Raw genomic sequence first — 19161 nt, forward strand, 5'->3', positions numbered from 1 at the left:
GGAAACACCGACGGCGCCGCCCTGGTGAGCGGCGCCGTCCGGCGCGCTACTCGGTCGGGGCGGGGGCGCTGCCGGGATCGCCGTTCCAGTCCTTGCCGGCCTTGTCGGCGTTCTCCGGCAGGTCGCTGGCGGTCTGCTCGGCGACCTTCCGGGCCATCTCCTCGTCGGACAGGCCCTCACCCGCGGCCTGGGTCCGGCTGCTGGGCTCGCTCATCTCGCGGTCTCCTTCGATCCGGCGGACATCGTCGCCCCGCTGCGTCCCCGGCCACGGGGGGCGGCAAACCACGGCGCCCCGAGCGACCCCCGCGGGGGACACGGGGTCCCAGGCAACAGCCGTTTCATCTTGGTAGCGTGCAATCCAGTTGCCAGCAAGGCCAGGAGTCGCCGTGACGCACCGTCCCCCCGCACCCGACGCCGCGACGCGTGCGCTCGCCGACCTGGCCACCTCGATCGACGACTGCATCGAGCGGCTCTCGGCGGCCCGCGGGCGGGCGGAGGAGCTGCTCGCGGCGCGCGCCGAGGGCAGGAGCTGGCTCGAGCTCGTCACGTCGCAGGACCGACCCCTCGTCGTCGAGTCGGTCAGCACGGTGCTGGCCACGCTGGCCCGCGCCGGCAGCACGTTCCGCCGCGAGCAGGCGTACGCACTGCAGGCCGAGCGGGTGAGCATCAACCGGATCGCCGCGTTGTTCGGCGTCACCCGCCAGCGCATCTCCGCCCTGCTCCGCGACCGCGACCCCGTCGACGGCGAGGCGGCTCTCGCCGACTGATGAGGCCGCCCGCCGACGTCGCGGAGCCCAGAGCGGACCGGGGAGTTGGCTGGGAACATTCTGCGAGACAACTGTGAATGACCATGGATCGACCATTTCAGTATTCACTCCAGATGGTTACAGGATGCAACTAACGTCGTCCTGAGCTGGCACTTCACCTCCCTGTGCCATTCCTGTGCATTGTCTGTTGCCTCCCGAATTGGGGGGAAATGACCCCCCTTCTCGTTGGCTGTTCCGCCACGGTCTTCCGGACGACGGTCTTCGCACGACTCCGTTCACCCCGGCCGGAGTCACGCATCCCCGCGGAGATCCACATGACCAGAACAGCACCACCCCCCTCCCCAGGCGGCCGGCACGCGGGCACAGCGGGACCGCCGGACGCGCCCTCGTCCGGGCGGCGCGGCCGCTTGTCCCGTCGCACCGTCGCCGTCGCGGCCGTCATCGCCCTGCCGCTGACCGTGGCGACCGGCGCCCTCGCCGCGACCGCCGTCGTCAAGACGAACTCCACGGGCGGCCTCGCCACGGTGGGGCCGGTCAACGGCGAGTACGGCTTCCCGTCCTGGTACGAGGACAAGTCGGGCAGGCGTGTCGAACTCTGCCTGGACGGCAACAACCCGCTCTGCGGATTCGTGGGCGCACCCGTGGCCGGCTTCGACAGCACGCAGCCCGCCGTCTTCCCGACCAACTTCCCGGACGAGCAGTTCTACATGCTCGCCGGCTCGCAGCTCACCTGGCCCAACGGGGGCAAGGCGACCCTGACCCTGGCGCTCGAGGCGGCCTTCACGAACCAGGTCCAGAACGGTGACCAGATCACCTTCGCCCGCCAGCGGATCTTCGTGAAGGGCGGTCCCGCCAACACGACGCTGCACTTCCACGAGCCGTACGGCGACATCGACGTCGACACCGACGCGAACGGCGACGGGCGGATCACCGAGGACATCGCGCCCTCTGTCGGCAACTTCACCCCGGCGCTCAAGGGCAACATCGGCCCGTTCCTCACCTGGACGGGCGGCCCGATCACCGACCCGAACGACCCGACGGGGAAGTCCCAGTACCTGGGCGACCCGGCGGTGCTCCACGCGGTGGACGGCGGCCCGAACGGCAACCTGTTCGCGGTGGACTGGACCGACGCCACCGGCGCCCAGAGCCAGTCGACCGATCAGTTCAACCTGCAGGGCAAGATCGCGACGAACACGGGCGTCACGGCCGACGCCGCCGTCGCGACCACCGACAGCGCCGGCAAGCCGGTCATCGACGTCTTCGCCACCAGCGAGGCCGACGCCGGCGAGCTGGAGGTCGTGGGCGACGCGTCCGTCCCGGAGACCCCGATGCTCGCCAGCGGCACGGCCAAGGGGCCGAAGTCCTTCTACGCCCGCGTCCCGGTGAGCGGCACCGCGCCGGTTTCGGTCACGGTGAAGAACCTCGGCGACTCCCCGGCGAGCACCAGCCAGGTGCCCGTCACCAAGGCGAGCGGCATCGTGATCAGCGCCGCGACCTTCGACGGCACGAACCTGCACGTCGACGCGACGTCCGCCGCCGGCGCCGCGCTGACGGTCTCCGGCTACGGCACGGCCGGCGCGATCGGTGCCACCGGCGCCGTCGACATCACCACGCCGGCGCCCCCGGCCAAGGTCACGGTCACCGACCCGTCCGGCGGGTCCGCCACGGCACCCGTGCAGATCACCGCGGGCAGCGTGACACCGGCAGCCCAGCCGGTGGTCCCGCCGTCGACCAGCACGGACCCCGTGTGCGACATCAACGGCGTGGTCGGGCCCTGCCCGGCCGGTGCCACACCGTCGGCGCCGACCGCCGCGGTCGCCACCGTCGCCGCCCCGGTGGCCCTCGGTGACTCGGTGACCCTCGACGCGAGCGCATCGAAGAACGCAACGAGCTTCGAGTGGTCGCGGGTGAGCGGTCCCCAGGTCACGTTCACCAACGGCACCACGGCGAAGCCCTCGGTGCGGCTGCAGCCGTACGACGTCACGAAGTACACGTCGGCCACGCTGCCGAAGGCCGCCCAGGCCACGGCCGCGGTCGTCCAGGTGGTCGCGGTCAACGGGACGACCCGGAGCGCGCCGGTGACGGTCACGATCCCGGTCAAGACCGACGCCGCTGCGGTGACGACCGCACGCTACAAGGCCGGCTCCGAGTTCCGGGTGGACGGCACCTCCACGGTGCCGGGTGGTTCACTCATCCTGAACCCGGCCACCACGGCGGCGGTCTACGACGCGGCGAGCGGCGCGCTGCTCGGCACGGCCCAGGTGGACACCACGGGTGCCTGGTCGGTCCGGCTCCGCAACCCGATCCCTGCGTCGATCGCCAGCAACCCGCCACGCAACGTCGTGGTCGTCACCTCGCGCGGCGGATACGCGACCTCCCCGGTCTCGTGATCCGCTGACCCTCGGGGCCCGTCACCGTCCGGCGGCGGGCCCCGAACGGGTGGATCGGTTGCGCTCGGTGAGTGAGCGGTACCCGAACGCACGGGTTCCGGCCGGATCGACCCGCGCGCCCACCTGAATTGGGGGTCCACTGGACCCCCCCTGGATGGCTGACCCTCGTCACGATCACCGGCGACCGTCTCTGCATGGATCCGCTCGCCCGAGCGGAGGACCCCCTCACAGCGGAGACCAGCATGTCGAGAACCTCACGCACGGCTCCCGGTGGCCGCCACCGCAGCCGGCTCCCGGCCCCGCCTGCAGGAATGCGATCCTCCCGCCTGAGCCGCCGGACGGGCCGCGCGCTGGTGGCCGGCTCGCTCGCCATCGCCTCGGCGACCGGCGGCATCCTCGTCGCCCAGACGGCCGGAGCGGCCGTGACCGACGTGCCGACCTTCCCCGACAACATCGTCGTCTTCCCCGACCGCGACTTCGTCTCGGTCGAGGGCTATGCCGACCACGCCGGCGAGACCGCCACGATCGAGGTGACCCGTGGCTCGCAGGTCATCGGCTCCGCCAAGGCCCTCGTCGACGGCGGTGGTGTCGCGTTCGAGATCAACCACCCCGGCGGCTTCTGCTGGGGCGCGGGCACCGGCCTCAACGTCACCCCGGACATCAAGGCCGGGGACAAGGTGACCGTCACGTTCCCGGACGGGTCGGGTGGGACCACCACCACCTCGAGCGGGCACGCCGCTGACGCCGTCCTCGGCGCGGACGGCAAGACGGTGACGGTCGCGGTCACGCTGGGCCCCGACGTCAACCCGGCCCAGATCGAGCAGCGCATCGTCGAGCCGGCCCTCGTCGACCTCGTCGGCAAGCGTGACGTCCGCGCGCTGCCCGGCCCGGCGACCCCCGCGCCCAAGGGCGGCTACACCTCCAGCCTGGAGCCCGTCGCGGGCTCGCCCGGCTCGTACCTCGCCACCTACGTGTTCGACGACGCGGCTGCGGCCGCGCAGGCCGCGGACGCCGAGCTCGGTGAGCGGGTGCTGTCCTGGCAGGTCGAGGACGCCGACGCCAACCGGCAGGGTCTGACCATCGCCGAGTTCGGCGAGGCCGGCGGTCCCGGCATGGGCGGCTGCCCGCTCGGCCCGTCGGACGCCACCCCGGCCGCCGGATCGGCGTTCGTCACCCTGGCCGACGACAAGAAGTCGGCGACCGTGAAGTGGACGCCGGCCGACAGCGTGCCGACCGCCTCCCCGGTGCTGAGCTACAGCGTGATCGCGGTCAACAAGACCGCTGTCTCCGGTCGGCAGGCGCTGGTCGGTGCGCAGTACCCGCAGGGCGTGAGCCAGGGCACCGTGGACGGGCTGGACCCGGCGGCGACGTACGACTTCCAGGTTCGCGCCATCACCGCGGACGGCAAGTCGAGCACGCCGTTCACGATCGGTACCAGCGCCGGGACGGCGCCGCAGACGCCGGGGGTCCTGCCGCAGCTGACGCTGACCCCGGCGCCCGACGCCGACCCGACGGTCGCCGTGACGGCGAACAAGCTGACCGCGACGACCAGCGCCGGTTCCACGATCTGGTACACGCTCGAGACGGACCCGGCCACCCCGAACCCGGTCTACGCGGGTGGCTCGATCACCGATGCCGCGCTGCCGTTCCCGGCCGACGGACTCACGATCGACAAGAAGGTGACGGTCCACGTCGCGGCGCTCAACGACCAGGACCTGGTCGAGACCGCCAGTGGCACCTTCCAGCCGGGGCAGGCCGTGGCGCCGACGGCCCCGGTCGCGAAGGTCACCGGTGGCCAGACCTCGGCCACGGTGTCGTGGGTCCCGGTCGCGGGTGAGACCTACCAGGTGAACGTCTACCAGCAGGGCGGCGTCACCAAGATCACCCCGCAGCCGACCGGCGCCCAGACGTCGCCGTTCGTCGTCAGCAACCTGGCGAAGGGCACGTACACCTTCAGCGTCACGGCGACCAACTCGGCCGGCAGCACCGAGTCGAACAAGGTCGACGGGACGGTGACCGGTGTGGTCGACACGATCAGTGTCGCCCGGGCGCAGTGGAAGGCCGGCGACGTCCGCGTCGAGGGCACGACGAGCGCGCCGGTCGGCACGGTCCTCACGCTGAGGGGCACGGTCAACGGCGTGGTCGCGACCACCACCACGCAGGTGACGGCCCCGGCCGCCGCGGGCGGGGCGAACGAGTACCGGTTCCGGGTGAGGGCCGGCGCCCTGGCGACGACCCAGCCGACGAACGTGTCGGTCAGCTCGCCCGGCGCGACCGGCGTCACCGTTCCCGTCACGTTCAGCTGACCGCGGGACCGACCGGAACGCCGGCTGATCCGGCGCAGCACCACAACTGAACAGACCGAGGGCCCGTCACCGGTGGGTGGCGGGCCCTCGGTCTGCGCTCACGGGTGGAGCGCGTCGATCGCCTTGTACACGCGCTGCTCGGAGATCGGCCGCGGCGTGCCGATCCCCTGGGCGAACAGCCCGACGCGCAGCTCCTCGACCATCCAGCGGATCCGGGTCACCGGGTCGTCCGGCGCGCCCGTCGCCGGCACCCGCGCGCGCAGCTGCTCGTACTCCGCGGTCACGGCCGCGACCTGCTCCATCCAGACCGCGTCGCGGGCGGCGTTGGCGGGCAGCTTCTCCAGCCGGTGGGCCATCGCCCGCAGATAGCGGACGACGTCGGGCAGCCGGCGCAGCCCCGTCTCCGTGAACCGCTGGTGCAGCAGCCCGCCCATCTGCCGGCGCAGATCCGCGATCGCCGCCTCGGGAACCCGCCGGCCCGGCGCCGCGCCGATCGCGACCGCGACCTCCCGGGCCTGGGTCAGGACGGCCTCCACGCGGCGGATGCCCTCGGTGGTCAGCGGCGACAGCTCGGCCCGCGCCCGCTCGACCAGCGCGGCGAACGCGGCCTCGTCCCGCGGCGGCCCGCCGGCGGCGGCGATCAGCTCGCCGGCGGCCGCGTCGACGACGTCGTCCACCAGGGCCGGGATCTCGCCGTCGGGGTTGAACTGCAGGGCCAGCCGGGTGCGCGGCGAGAGGCCCTTGACCACCTGGCGGGCGGGGGATCCGGCGGCCAGCACGAGCAGCCGGCGCGCCCCGGCCCAGGTCAGCCGGGTCGCCTCCGCCTCGGTGGCGACCACGCGGACGCCGACCGTCGTCCCCTCGTCGACGAGCGCGGGGTACGCCGTCACCACGTGGGCGCCGCGGCGCACCTCGACCGTGCGCGGCAGCGTGCCGAGCTCCCACGTGGTCAGGCCGGTGCGCTCGAGGTCCGAGGCCGCCCGGGCCAGGCCGGCGCGGGCCTGGGGGGCGACCTGCGCCTGGAGCGCGGCGAGGTCCTTGCCCGTGGCCAGGGGGCGCTGGGCGTCGTCCAGCACCCGGAAGGTGGCCCGCAGGTGGTCGGGCACCTGCGCCGGCTGCCAGGCGTCCGGCGGGATGGGGACGCCGACGGCCCGCTGGAGCTCCCGCTCCAGCGCCGGCAGCAGCGGCTCGCCCGGATCGATGTGCGGCAGCACCTCGCGCACGCGGTCCGGGATGGGCACCAGGGCCCGGCGCGTCTGCTTGGGCAGCGTGCGCAGCAGCGCGGTGACCAGCTCCTCCCGCATGCCGGGGACGGTGAACGCCAGGGACTCCCCCGAGGTCCGCGCGGCCACGGTGTCCAGCACGCCGAGCGGGACGTCGACGGTGACGCCGTCCTGGGGAGATCCCGGGGCGAACGCGTACGACAGCGGCAGGGTCAGGCCCTGCGTGAGTGCGACCCGGTCGGGGAAGTCCTCGACGCGCACCTGCCCGGCGGCCGCGGCGTTGGTGAGCATCTCCGGGGTGAAGGTGAGCAGGTCGGGGGTCTGGCGGCGGGCGGTCTTCCACCAGCGGTCGAAGTGCCGGGTGGAGACGACGTCGGCGGGGACGCGGGCGTCGTAGAGCTCGAACAGCGTCTCCTCGTCCACGCGGATGTCGCGCCGGCGCGCCCGCTCCTCGAGGGCGGCCACCTGCTCGATCGCCCGCTGGTTCTCGGCCCAGAACCGGTGGTGCGTCGTCCACTCGCCCTGCACGAGCGCGTGCCGGATGAACAGCTCGCGGGACACGACCGGGTCGATCGAGCCGTACTGCACCCGGCGCCCGACGACGAGCGGGATGCCGTAGAGGGTCACGCGCTCGCTCGCGACGACGGAGCCGCGCTTGGCGTCCCAGCGCGGCTCGGCGTACTGCCGCTCGACCAGGTGCGCGGCCACCCGCTCCACCACGTCGGGGTCCACGCGGGCCACGGTGCGGGCGAACAGCCGGCTGGTCTCCACGATCTCCGCGGCGACCACCCAGCGCGGCGGCTTCTTGGCCAGCGGGGTGCCCGGCGCGATCACGAATCGCGTGCCCCGGGCCCCCAGGTACTCCCGGCTCGGCCGGCGTCCGGAGGGGCCAAAATGGCCATTTTGGCCCTTCGAGGGGCTCTCCATCTGCAGTCCGACGTGCGAGAGCAGACCGGCGAGCAGCGCCGCGGTGATGCCCCGCTCGTCGGGTTCGGCCGCCGGGTCGCCGACGGTCATCCCGAGCCGGCGGGCGGTGCCGCGCAGCTGGCCGTGGAGGTCCTGCCACTCGCGGATGCGCAGGTAGTGCAGGAACTCCCGCTTGACCGTGCGGCGGAACTGGTTGCCGGACAGCGCCTCCTGCTGCTCGGCCAGGTAGCGCCACAGGTTGAGCAGCGCGAGGAAGTCGGAGTGCTCGTCGGCGAACCGGGCGTGCGCCTCGTCGGCGGCCTGCTGGTGCTCGGCCGGCCGCTCGCGCGGATCCTGGATGGTCAGCCCGGCCGCGATGACCAGGACCTCCTCCAGCACGCCGCGCCGGTCGGCCTCGACCACCATGCGGGCCAGCCGCGGGTCCAGCGGCAGCGCGGCCAGCGAGCGCCCGACATCGGTGAGGCGGCCGTCCTCCAGCGCGCCGAGCTCCTCCAGCAGGGCCAGGCCGTCGGCGACCGCGCGGCGGTCCGGCGGGTCGACGAACGGGAACTCGAGGACGTCGCCCAGGTCCAGCGCGGCCATCTGCAGCAGCACCGACGCCAGGTTGGTGCGCAGGATCTCCGGGTCGGTGTACTCGGGCCGGGCGAGGAAGCCCTCCTCGGTGTAGAGCCGGATCGCGACGCCGTCGGACGTGCGCCCGCAGCGGCCGGCCCGCTGGCGCGCCGAGGCCTGGCTGACCGGCTCGATCGGCAGCCGCTGCACCTTGGTGCGATGGCTGTACCGCGAGATGCGGGCGGTGCCCGGGTCGATCACGTAGCGGATGCCCGGCACGGTCAGCGAGGTCTCGGCGACGTTGGTGGCCAGCACGATCCGCCGGCCGGTGTGCGGCGCGAAGACCTTGTGCTGGTCGGCGGCCGACAGCCGCGAGTACAGCGGGGTGATCTCGGTGTTCGGCAGGTTCCGTTCCTCGAGCGCGTCCTGGGTGTCGCGGATCTCCCGCTCGCCGGCCAGGAAGACCAGGATGTCGCCCGGCCCCTCGGCGACCAGCTCGTCGACGGCGTCGAGGATCGCGCTGACCTGGTCACGGTCCGGGTCGGCGTCGGCGTCGTCGGGGTCGACGACCGGCCGGTAGCGCACCTCGACCGGGTAGGTGCGGCCGCTGACCTCGACGATCGGCGCGTCACCGAAGTGCTTGGCCACGCGCTCGACGTCGATGGTCGCCGAGGTGATGACCAGCTTCAGGTCCGGCCGCCGCGGCAGCAGCTGGGCGAGGTAGCCCAGCAGGAAGTCGATGTTGAGGCTCCGCTCGTGCGCCTCGTCGAGGATGATCGTGTCGTACTGGCGCAGCAGCCGGTCGCGGACGATCTCGGCCAGCAGGACGCCGTCGGTCATCAGCTTGACCACCGTCGTGTCGCTGACGTGGTCGGTGAAGCGCATCTTGAAGCCCACGGCCTCGCCCAGCGGGCTGTCCAGCTCCTCGGCGATCCGCTCGGCGACGCTGCGCGCGGCGATCCGGCGCGGCTGGGTGTGCCCGATCCGCCCGCGCACGCCGCGGCCCAGCTCGAGGGCGATCTTCGGTAACTGCGTCGTCTTGCCCGAGCCGGTCTCCCCGGCGACGACGACCACCTGGTTGTCCCGGAGCGCCGCGGCGATGTCGTCGCGGCGGGCGCTCACCGGCAGCTCGTCGGGGTAGCTCAGCGCGGGGACGGCGGCCCGCCGGCGGGCGATCCGCGCCTCGGCGGCGGCCACATCCGCGACGATCCGCTCACGCTGGCGCGCCCGGGCCTCCGCGTCGCGGGTCCGGCGCAGCCCGTCCAGCCGGCGGCGCAGCCGGTGCTCGTCCTCGATCGTCAGACCGGCGAGCCGGGCCCGGAGCTCGTCGGGGCCGGAGCCGCTGCGCGCGGGGGCGTCGTCGGGGGCGCTCACGGCGCAGCCTCCTTCGTCCTGGGGGTCGGCGGACCTGCGGATACCGGCGCGCGACGTGGGGTACCCCGATCCGAGGATCCCACCGCCACGGCCCGCGCCGCCGTCGGCCAGGTCACATCTCCTTGCACGACGCAACTGATTGCGTGTACGGAGCAACAGGTTGTAGCGTGCACATGTTCCTCAGCTCCCCTGTCTGGAGTTCCGGTTGACCACCTCGTCCGTTCCGCCGGTCGACGCCGCCCAGCGGCTCGACCACCTGCGGGCGCTCTCCGAGCAGCTGCCCCGCTTCGGGCGGCTCGTGCATGCGCTCAAGGCGCAGCAGGCCGCCGAGGGCCGTGACCGCGCCGCACTGGTCCTGCTCTTCCCGCTGGTGCGCCTCGGGTCCCTGCGCCAGGGAGCGCTGGCCGAGCTCGTGCACGCCGACCCCTCCACCGTCAGCCGCCACGTGACCTCCCTGGTGGAGCGCGGGCTCGTGACCCGCGTCGCCGACGAGACCGACGGGCGGGCCAGCCGGCTGGTCGTCACCGACGCCGGGCGCGCGCAGCTCGAGCAGCTGCGCCGCGAGCGGGAGGCCCACCTCGAGCGGGTCACCGCCGGGTGGAGCGAGGACGAGCTGGCCACGCTCACGACCCTGTTCACCCGCCTGCTCGACGACCTCACCGCCGGGCTCCCCGGCTATCCCTGCGGCCCGGGCAGCGACGCCCCCTCCGCCACCAACGACGTTCCCGCCCCGAGAGAGAAGCGATGAGCCAGACCTCCACCCGCAGCAGCGCGGCCGACCGCAGGGGCGCCCGCGCGGCGGCCGCGGCACCGGACGCCAGCGGCGTCTTCACCCACCGGCAGATCCTCACGATCCTGTCCGGCCTGATGCTCGGCATGTTCCTCGCCGCGCTCGACCAGACCGTCGTGTCGACCGCGATCCGCACGATCGCCGACGACCTGCGGGGCTACGACCTGCAGGCCTGGGCGACGACGGCGTTCCTGATCACCTCGACCATCGCCACCCCCCTCTACGGCAAGCTCTCCGACATCTACGGTCGGCGGGGCTTCTACCTGTTCGCCATCGCCGTCTTCGTCGTCGGCTCGGCGCTCTGCGGCATCGCGACGTCGATGTACGAGCTGGCGGCCTTCCGGGCGCTGCAGGGCATCGGCGCCGGTGGCCTGATGTCGCTGGCCCTGGCGATCATCGCCGACATCGTCCCGCCCAGGGAGCGCTCGAAGTACCAGGGCTACTTCATGGCGGTGTGGGGCACGTCCAGCGTGCTCGGCCCGGTCATCGGCGGCTTCCTGGCCGGCCAGTCCTCCATCCTCGGCCTCGAGGGTTGGCGCTGGATCTTCTGGATCAACGTGCCGCTGGGCGTCGCCGCCTTCGCCGTCGTCATGCGCGTGCTGCACCTGCCGCACACCCGCCGCGACCACCGGATCGACTGGCCCGGCGCGCTCGGGCTGGTCATCGCGCTGGTCCCGCTGCTGATCGTGGCCGAGCAGGGCCGCACCTGGGGCTGGAGCTCGGGCCGCGCCGTCCTCTGCTACGCCGTCGGCGCCCTCGGCCTGCTGATGTTCGTCCTGGCCGAGCGGGCGTACAAGGACGACGCGATCCTCCCGCTGCGGATGTTCGCCAACCGGACGTTCTCGGTGAGCAGCATCAGCAGCGTGGTGCTCGGCGCCGGCATGTTCGGCGGCATCCTGCTCCTGCCGCAGTACCTGCAGGTCGTGCACGGCTCGAGCCCGACCGTCGCCGGGCTGCAGATGCTCCCCCTGGTGCTCGGCATCATGACCGGGGCCATGTCCGCCGGTCAGATCATCGCCCGGACCGGCAAGTACAAGATCTTCCCGCTGGTCGGCGTCGTGTTCATGGTCGTCGCCCTGGCGTCGCTGTCGTTCGTCGTCGAGGCCGACACCTCGGTCTGGACGCTGGTGCCGTTCATGCTGCTGCTGGGCCTCGGCCTGGGCTTCAACATGCAGCCGATCATCCTGGCGGTGCAGAACGCCGTCTCGCCGCGCGAGATCGGCGTGGCGACCTCGTCGGTCACCTTCTTCCGCCAGATGGGCGGCACGATCGGGACGGCGGCCTTCCTCTCGATCATGTTCTCCCGGCTCCCCACCGAGATCGGCGACCAGATCCGCCAGGCAGCCGCGTCGGGCGGCGAGGCGGCGCAGCAGGCGGCGGCGCTGCAGCAGGCGGGAGCGGACAGCGTGCTCGCCGACACGACCGGCATCAACGCGTTCCCGGCACTCGTCGCGCCGTTCCGCGTCGGGTTCTCCAACACCCTCGACCTGGTGTTCCTGGTGGCCGCGCTCGTCGTGGCGATCGGCTTCTTCGTGCTGCTGTTCCTGCCGCAGGTGCCGCTGCGCAACCAGTCGGGCATCCAGGCCCAGCAGGCGGCCGCTGCCGGTGAGGCCGCCGAGCCGGACGCCGTCCCGCCGGCCGTCGAGCGGACGCCGGAGGAGAAGACCCTCAACGCCGCCGGCGCCGCCGCGCCGACGTCGACGCCGCCGCCCGCCGGCAAGCCCAGGGAGTAGCCGCTCCGCTCCCACGAGGGCCCCTCACCGCACCGGCGGTGGGGGGCCCTCGTCGCGTCCGGGAGTAGCCGTCGCGGGCCGGAGCTGACACGGTGACCTGCGTGTTCGAGGGGTTCGAGACCGTCGACGTCGAGGTGTCGTCCCCGCACGGCGGCGGCTGCCGGGTGCACGCGGTGACCGGCGGGTCCGGCCCGCCGGTGCTCCTGCTGCACGGGTATCCGGAGACCTCGACCATGTGGCACGAGGTGGCGCCGGGGCTGGCGCAGCGGCACACCGTCGTCGCCGCCGACCTGCGCGGCTACGGCGACTCCGGCCGCCCGGACGCCGGCCCGGACCACGCCGGCTACTCGTTCCGGGCCATGGCCGCCGACCAGGCGGCGCTCATGCGCTCGCTCGGCCACGAGCGCTACGCCGTCGTCGGGCACGACCGCGGCGCCCGCGTGACGCACCGGCTGGCCCTCGACGAACCCGAGGCGGTGACCCGCGCCGCGGTGCTGGACATCCTCCCGACCGCGCACGTCTACGGGCACGTGGACCGGCGGCTGGCCACGGCCTACTACCACTGGTTCCTCTACATCCAGCCCGAGCCGGTCCCGGAGCGGCTGATCGCCGGCGACCCCCTCGGCTACCTGCACAGCCTGCTCGGCGGCTGGGGCAGCGACCTGGACGCGTTCGCCCCCGCCGCCCTCGCCGAGTACGAGCGCAGCTACGCCGACCCGGCGGCCCGCCACGCCATGCTCGAGGACTACCGGGCGGGCGCGACCGTCGACCTCGACCTCGACGCGGCGGACGCCGCGGCCGGCCGGCAGGTGTCGGTGCCACTGCTGGTCGTGTGGGGATCCCGCAGCGTCGTCGGCACCGGTCCGGACGACCCGCTGATGGTCTGGGGCGAGCGGGCCACCGACGTCCGGGGCGGCCCGGTGGACGCCGGGCACTTCCTCGTGGAGGAGCGACCGGCCGAGACGCTCGCCCTCCTGGAGCCGTTCCTCGCCTGACCGGGGCATACCGTGAGGGGGTGCGCTCGTCGTTGATCCTGTCCCGCCGCGACCTCGAGTTCCTCCTGCACGAGTGGCTCGACGTGGAGTCCCTCACCAAGCGGCCGCGCTACGCCGAGCACTCGCGGGAGACCTTCGACGCCGTCCTCGAGCTGGCCGAGCAGATCGCCACCGAGCACTTCGCGCCGCACAACCGCACCGCCGACGAGAACGAGCCGCGGTTCGTCGACGGCAGGGTGGAGATGATCCCCGAGGTGGCGCAGGCGCTGCGGGTGTTCGCCGAGGCCGGCCTGATGTCGAGCGAGTTCGACGAGCAGTACGGCGGCCTGCAGCTGCCGCACACCGTGGGGCAGGCGGTCTTCGCCTGGTTCAAGGCGGCCAACGTCGGCACCTCGGCCTACCCGTTCCTCACGATGGCCAACGCGCGGCTGCTCATCGCGCACGGCTCCCCGGAGCAGATCGCCACCTACGTGCGGCCCGAGGTCGAGGGCCGCTGGTTCGGGACGATGGCGCTCTCCGAGCCCCAGGCCGGCTCGTCGTTGGCCGACATCACCACGCGGGCCGAGCCCCAGGACGACGGCACCTACCGGCTGACCGGCAACAAGATGTGGATCTCCGGCGGCGACCACGAGCTGACCGAGAACATCGTCCACCTGGTCCTGGCCAAGATCCCCGGCGGGCCGCCCGGGGTGAAGGGCATCTCGCTGTTCATCGTGCCGAAGTTCCTGGTGAACGAGGACGGCTCGCTGGGCGAGCGCAACGATGTCGTCCTCGCCGGGCTGAACCACAAGATGGGCTACCGGGGGACGACGAACACGCTGCTCAACTTCGGCGAGGGCGTGCACACGCCGGGCGGGCGGGCCGGCGCCGTGGGCTACCTCGTGGGCGAGCGGCACCGCGGCCTGACCTACATGTTCCACATGATGAACGAGGCGCGGATCGGCGTCGGCATGGGCGCGACCGTGCTCGGCTACACCGGCTACCTGCACGCCCTGGAGTACGCGCGGACCCGCACCCAGGGCCGGCCGGCGGCGGCCAAGGACCCCGCCTCGCCGCCGGTGCGGATCGTCGAGCACCCCGACGTCCGCCGGATGCTGCTGGCCGCGAAGTCCTACGCCGAGGGCGGCCTGGCCCTCGGGCTGTACTGCGCGCGGCTGGTCGACGAGGAGCAGACGGCCGAGAGCGAGGCCGACCGCGCGCGGGCGCACCTGCTGCTGGAGACGCTGACGCCGATCGCGAAGGCGTGGCCGTCGCAGTGGGGGCCGGTCGCCGACGACCTGGCCATCCAGGTGCACGGCGGCTACGGCTACACCCGCGACTACCCGGTCGAGCAGTTCTACCGGGACAACCGGCTCAACCCGATCCACGAGGGCACCAACGGCATCCAGGCGCTCGACCTGCTCGGCCGCAAGGTGGTGGCGCAGGGCGGCGCGGGGCTCCGGCTGCTGGGCGAGACGATCGGCGCGACGACGGCGCGGGCGGCGGGGACGGACTGGTCAGGCTTCGCGGCCGACCTCGACGCGGCGGTGGCCCGGCTGGGCTCGGTGACGGCGACGCTGTGGGGCACCGGGGACGCCGAGCTCACGCTGGCCAACGCCAGCGCCTACCTCGAGGCGGCCGGGCACATCGTCGTCGCGTGGCTGTGGCTGGAGCAGGCGCTGGCCACGGGGTCCGCGGACAGCGCGTTCCACGAGGGCAAGCGGGTCGCGGCACGGTACTTCCACCGCTGGGAGCTGCCCAAGGTCCACGTGCAGCTGGACCTGCTGGAGTCGCTCGACCGCACCGTCCTCGACGCCGACGAGCGCTGCTTCTGAACGACTACGCGGCGGTCACCCCGACCGGCTCGGTGGCGGTGTTCTCGGCGAAGACGGCGCCCCGCTGCTCGCGCTCGTAGCGAGCGGTGGAGCGGGTGCCCATCGCGATCACCAGGGCGGTCAGCACGAGGAACCCGATCAGGCTCACGGCCGGCCACAGCACCATCAGTTCTCCCCCATGTCAGCGGTCGTCGCCGCCTGGGCTCGGGGCCCGGACAGCACGGTCACGTGCTGAGCTTCTTCCCCGGGCCGACGTCGTTCCAATCGTCGGTGGCCGGAATCCCCCGACCGGGTGTGACGATCGTCATGCACCGCACGCCCGCCGCCACGGCGCGGACCATCAGGGTGCGTGGTCTGATCCTGATGTGTCGCCGGGCGCCGGGAAAGCTTCCGGTACCGGCACGTCGCAGGGGTCACGCGCGCCGAAGCCCGCCGTGCTCGTCCTGGCGCTCTCCGTGGGCGTCACCACGCTGTCGATGCTGCAGAGCCTCGTCGTCCCGGTGCTGCCCACCATCGCCGCCGAGCTGGACGTCTCGACCGCCGCGGCCGGCTGGGTGCTGACCGCGAACCTGCTCGCCGCCGCCGTCCTCACCCCGGTCCTCGGGCGGCTCGGCGACACCCGCGGCGAGCGGCCGGTGATCCTCGGCATCCTGACCACCGTCGCGCTGGGCACCCTGCTGGCCGCGCTCACCGCCACGCTGCCGCTGCTGATCGTCGCGCGGGTGCTGCAGGGCGCCTCGTACGGGCTGTTCCCGCTGTCGATGAGCGTGCTGCGACGGGAGCTGCCGCGGGAGCGGCTCAGCGTCGCGATGTCGGTGGCCAGCAGCACGCTGGCGGTCGGAGGGGTCGTCGGGCTGGTGGCCACCGGCCTGCTGACCGGGGACGACGGCGACTACCACCGCTCCTTCTGGCTCGGCCTCGCCGTCACGGTGCTGGCGCTGGTGCTCGCCGTCCGGGTGCTGCCGGCCCGCCCGCCGACGGCCTCCGGGCGGGTCGACTGGTGGGGCGCCGTGCTCCTGGGCGCCGGCCTGGTGCTGTTCCTGCTGCCGCTCTCGCAGGCCGATGACTGGGGCTGGGCCTCCCCCGCCGTGCTCGGCTGCCTGGCCGGCGCCGTCGTCGTCCTGACCGGGTGGGTGCTGCTGCAGCGCCGGCTGACCGCGCCGCTGGTGCGCCCGGCGCTGCTGACCGACCGGCGCATGGTGCTGCCCAACGTCGCCGGACTGCTCACCGGCGTCGCCATCTTCACCTCGTTCCTCGCGGTGCTGCAGTACGTGCAGACCCCGCCCGAGGTGGCCGGGTACGGATTCGGCGCCGGCGTGCTGGAGGCCGCGGTCGTCTACCTGCTGCCCGGCGGCGTGGCCGGCATCGTGGTCGCGCCGCTGGCCGGGCGCGTGGTGAACCGGATCGGCGCGCTGGCCACGCTCCTGATCGGCGCCGGCTGCGGGATCGCCGGCTTCGCGGTCCTGGCGCTGCTCCCCTCCACGCCCTGGCTGTGGGTCGCCGCCGGCCTGCTCACCCAGCTGTTCGTCACGGTCGCCTACGCCGGGCTGCCCACGCTGGTGGTGCAGGCGGTCCGGCGCGACGAGACCGGCGTGGCCAACGCGGTCAACTCGATCTTCCGCGCCAGCGGCCAGGCGCTGGGCAGCACCGTGGCGGTCGCCCTCCTCGCGGCGGGGCTGGACCCGGCGACCGGCCTGCCGCGGGAGTCGGCGTACGCGCACATCGGGCTGGTCGGGCTGGGCAGCGCCGCGGCGGTGGCGGCGGTCAGCCTGATCGGGCTGCGGTCTGGGGCGGGGCGTCGTCCGGACGAGCGGGCCGACCTCGAGGAGGCGACCGCCCGAGCCGGCGAGTGGTCGCCGGTGTCCGGGCTGCGCTGAGGCTGTGACGCGCCCGGGACGGCGCGGGTGGGAATGGAACCGGATCGACCGGGGCACGACAGGGTGGCACACGATCCAGTGACCGGAGGACCACCATGGCCCGAACAACCGGCTCGAGCCGCACCAAGTCGGAGACCCGCTTCGCCGACAACCGTGCCGGCGACCCGGCACCCGACGACGACACGATCAGCGGCACCCGCGCTGATTACGCACCCACCGGCGCTGACGCCCGCCCCTCCTTCCTCGCCACGCTGAAGCGCACCGCCAAGGAGTTCAGCGAGGACAACCTCACCGACTGGGCCGCATCGCTCACCTACTACGGCGTCCTGGCCCTGTTCCCCGCGCTGCTGGCGCTGCTGTCGATCATCGGACTGGTGGCCGATCCGCGGACGATCAGCGACGCGATCACCGCCGTGATCCCGGGCGGCGCCGCGCGCACGATCGAGCCGGTGGTCAACCAGATCGCCGGCAACACCGCCGCCGGCTTCGGCCTGGTCTTCGGTCTGATCGGCGCCATCTGGTCCGCGTCCGGCTACGTGGGCGCCTTCACCCGCGCGGCCAACGTCGTCTACGAGACGCCCGAGGGTCGCAAGGTCTGGAAGCTCAAGCCGCTCCAGCTGCTGGTGACGCTGATCGGCGTGCTCTTCGCGGCCGTGATCCTCGCCATGGTCGTGCTCAGCGGCCCGGTGGTGAGGGCGATCGGCGAGGCGATCGGCGTGAGCGACACCGCGGTGACCGTCTGGAACGTGGTCAAGTGGCCGGTGATCGTCGTCCTCGTCGCGCTGATGATCGCGGTTCTCTACTACGCGACGCCGAACGTCCGGCTGCGCGGCTTCAAGTGGGTCAGCCCCGGCGCCGCCGCGGCGCTCCTGATCTGGGCGGTCGCCTCGGCCGCGTTCGCGTTCTACGTCGCCAACTTCGGCAGCTACAACAAGACCTACGGCGCCCTGGCCGGGATGATCATCTTCCTGGTCTGGTTCTGGCTGACCAACGTGGCCCTGCTGTTCGGCATCGAGCTCGACTCCGAGATCGAGCGCTCCAAGGAGCTCAAGGAGGGCGTCCCGCGGGCGGACAAGGAGATCCAGCTCGACGCGCGCGCCAACCCGAAGGACCAGCAGACGACGTAGCGGTCCGCGCCCGGCGGGACCATGATCAGCCCGGGTCGAGCGGTGCCTCCCGGACGGCGAGGCACCGCCTGACCCGAGCTGATCTTCAGTGCGCCAGAGGAGACGCCCCGTGGACCTGATCAGCACGTCGGACTTCTACGACCTCGCCGGACTGCTCGACGACGACGGCCGCGCGCTGCTGCAGCGGGTGCGGACGTTCATGAACGAGCGGGTCGAGCCGTGCATCAACGAGTGGTGGACGCGCGGCAAGTTCCCGCGCCACCTCATCCCCGAGATGGCCGAGCTGGGCATCGCGGGCAACCCCTACCACGGCTACGGCTGCCCCGGCCGGTCGTTCCTGGTCGACGGCATGGTGGCGATGGAGCTCTCCCGCGGCGACCCGTCGACCGCCACCTTCTTCGGCGTCCACGGCGGCCTGGCGATGGGCACCGTCTACCTCTGCGGCTCGGAGGAGCAGAAGCAGCGCTGGCTGCCGCCGATGGCGCGCATGGAGCTGATCGGCGCGTTCGGGCTCACCGAGCCGCAGTCCGGCTCCGACGTCGCCCGGGGCCTGAAGACCACCTGCCGCCGCGACGGCGACGGCTGGGTGCTCGACGGGCAGAAGAAGTGGATCGGCAACGCCAGCTTCGCCGACCTGATCGTCATCTGGGCCCGCGACGTGGAGACCGACCGGGTTCTCGGCTTCGTGGTGGAGAAGGACACCCCCGGCTTCAGCACCGTCGACCTCGAGGACAAGATCGCGCTGCGGGCCGTGCAGAACGCGCTGATCACCCTGGACGGCGTCCGCGTGCCGGAGGAGAACCGGCTGCAGGAGGCCAACAGCTTCCGCGACACCGCCAACGTGCTGCGGATGACCCGCGCCAGCGTCGCCTGGTCGGCGGTCGGCTGCGCCCGCGGCGCCTACGAGCACGCCCTGGCCTACGCCACCGAGCGCACCCAGTTCGGCAAGCCGATCGCCGAGTTCCAGCTGGTCCAGGACCTGCTGGTGCGGATGCTCGGCAACATCACCGCGTCGGCGACGATGTGCACCCGCGTCTCGCAGCTGCAGGACGAGGGCCGCCTCGTCGACGAGCACGCCTCGCTGGCCAAGGCGTTCAGCACGATGCGGATGCGCGAGACGGTCGGGTGGGCGCGCGAGCTCATGGGCGGCAACGGGATCCTGCTGGAGAACCACGTGGGCCGCTACGTCGCCGACGCCGAGGCGATCTACTCCTACGAGGGCACCCGCGAGGTCAACAGCCTGATCGTCGGCCGCGCCATCACCGGCCGCGGCGCCATCGTCTGAG

Annotated in this window: 13 protein-coding genes; 10 read left to right on the plus strand and 3 right to left on the minus strand. The window is 73.0% G+C overall.

The window, feature by feature from the left end:
- Nucleotides 1-46: 46 nt before the first annotated feature.
- On the minus strand, nucleotides 47-214 hold the full coding sequence (locus AB3388_RS24885; RefSeq protein ID WP_495407998.1) for a hypothetical protein: 168 nt from the start codon (nucleotides 212-214) through the stop codon (nucleotides 47-49).
- Between the two features lie 172 nt (nucleotides 215-386).
- On the opposite strand from AB3388_RS24885, the gene AB3388_RS24890 reads away from it, so the two are divergent.
- The 3 genes from AB3388_RS24890 (at nucleotide 387) to AB3388_RS24900 (ending at nucleotide 5463) form a co-directional block, all read left to right on the plus strand.
- Entirely contained in the window at nucleotides 387-767 is a 381-nt protein-coding gene (locus AB3388_RS24890) for a hypothetical protein (RefSeq protein WP_495407999.1), read from the plus strand.
- Nucleotides 768-1174: 407 nt separating this feature from the next.
- On the plus strand, nucleotides 1175-3157 hold the full coding sequence (locus AB3388_RS24895; protein WP_495408001.1) for a hypothetical protein: 1983 nt from the start codon (nucleotides 1175-1177) through the stop codon (nucleotides 3155-3157).
- A gap of 311 nt (nucleotides 3158-3468) precedes the next feature.
- Nucleotides 3469-5463 (plus strand): fibronectin type III domain-containing protein, encoded by a 1995-nt coding sequence (locus AB3388_RS24900; RefSeq protein ID WP_495408002.1) that lies wholly within the window; start codon nucleotides 3469-3471, stop codon nucleotides 5461-5463.
- Between the two features lie 98 nt (nucleotides 5464-5561).
- Here the strand turns inward: AB3388_RS24900 and hrpA are convergent, their stop codons facing one another.
- Nucleotides 5562-9539 (minus strand): ATP-dependent RNA helicase HrpA, encoded by a 3978-nt coding sequence (gene hrpA, locus AB3388_RS24905; RefSeq protein WP_495408003.1) that lies wholly within the window; start codon nucleotides 9537-9539, stop codon nucleotides 5562-5564.
- A gap of 205 nt (nucleotides 9540-9744) precedes the next feature.
- On the opposite strand from hrpA, the gene AB3388_RS24910 reads away from it, so the two are divergent.
- The 4 genes from AB3388_RS24910 to AB3388_RS24925 all read left to right on the plus strand — a co-directional run bounded on the left by AB3388_RS24910 (nucleotide 9745) and on the right by AB3388_RS24925 (nucleotide 14871).
- Complete coding sequence (locus AB3388_RS24910) at nucleotides 9745-10287, plus strand: MarR family winged helix-turn-helix transcriptional regulator (protein ID WP_495408004.1); 543 nt, start codon at nucleotides 9745-9747, stop codon at nucleotides 10285-10287.
- Nucleotides 10284-12062, plus strand: coding sequence for an MDR family MFS transporter (locus AB3388_RS24915; protein WP_495408005.1), 1779 nt, complete (start codon nucleotides 10284-10286; stop codon nucleotides 12060-12062). Before AB3388_RS24910 ends, AB3388_RS24915 begins: the two co-directional genes overlap by 4 nt.
- 101 nt (nucleotides 12063-12163) lie before the next feature.
- Nucleotides 12164-13057 (plus strand): alpha/beta fold hydrolase, encoded by an 894-nt coding sequence (locus AB3388_RS24920; RefSeq protein WP_495408006.1) that lies wholly within the window; start codon nucleotides 12164-12166, stop codon nucleotides 13055-13057.
- 20 nt (nucleotides 13058-13077) lie between these two features.
- The gene (locus AB3388_RS24925) at nucleotides 13078-14871 is read left to right on the plus strand and encodes an acyl-CoA dehydrogenase (RefSeq protein WP_495408007.1); all 1794 of its coding nucleotides are present in this window, start codon (nucleotides 13078-13080) and stop codon (nucleotides 14869-14871) included.
- Nucleotides 14872-14875: 4 nt separating this feature from the next.
- Here the strand turns inward: AB3388_RS24925 and AB3388_RS24930 are convergent, their stop codons facing one another.
- Complete coding sequence (locus tag AB3388_RS24930; RefSeq protein ID WP_495408008.1) at nucleotides 14876-15037, minus strand: hypothetical protein; 162 nt, start codon at nucleotides 15035-15037, stop codon at nucleotides 14876-14878.
- A gap of 268 nt (nucleotides 15038-15305) precedes the next feature.
- Between AB3388_RS24930 and AB3388_RS24935 the strand changes: the two genes are divergently transcribed.
- The 3 genes from AB3388_RS24935 to AB3388_RS24945 all read left to right on the plus strand — a co-directional run bounded on the left by AB3388_RS24935 (nucleotide 15306) and on the right by AB3388_RS24945 (nucleotide 19160).
- Nucleotides 15306-16748, plus strand: a complete 1443-nt coding sequence (locus AB3388_RS24935) for an MFS transporter (RefSeq protein WP_495408009.1) — start codon at nucleotides 15306-15308, stop codon at nucleotides 16746-16748.
- Nucleotides 16749-16843: 95 nt separating this feature from the next.
- Nucleotides 16844-17875, plus strand: coding sequence for a YihY/virulence factor BrkB family protein (locus tag AB3388_RS24940; RefSeq protein WP_495408010.1), 1032 nt, complete (start codon nucleotides 16844-16846; stop codon nucleotides 17873-17875).
- A gap of 109 nt (nucleotides 17876-17984) precedes the next feature.
- Complete coding sequence (locus tag AB3388_RS24945; protein ID WP_495408011.1) at nucleotides 17985-19160, plus strand: acyl-CoA dehydrogenase family protein; 1176 nt, start codon at nucleotides 17985-17987, stop codon at nucleotides 19158-19160.
- The last annotated feature ends 1 nt before the right edge of the window (nucleotide 19161 follow it).

The organism is Geodermatophilus sp. SMS 5-13 (assembly GCF_059428245.1).

Coding starts and splice junctions, on each gene's coding strand:
- AB3388_RS24885 (WP_495407998.1), bottom strand. CDS start 214: ATGAGCGAGCCCAGCAGCCGGACCCAGGCCGCGGGTGAGGGCCTGTCC.
- AB3388_RS24930 (WP_495408008.1), bottom strand. CDS start 15,037: ATGGTGCTGTGGCCGGCCGTGAGCCTGATCGGGTTCCTCGTGCTGACC.
- AB3388_RS24915 (WP_495408005.1), top strand. CDS start 10,284: ATGAGCCAGACCTCCACCCGCAGCAGCGCGGCCGACCGCAGGGGCGCC.
- AB3388_RS24900 (WP_495408002.1), top strand. CDS start 3,469: ATGCGATCCTCCCGCCTGAGCCGCCGGACGGGCCGCGCGCTGGTGGCC.
- AB3388_RS24940 (WP_495408010.1), top strand. CDS start 16,844: ATGGCCCGAACAACCGGCTCGAGCCGCACCAAGTCGGAGACCCGCTTC.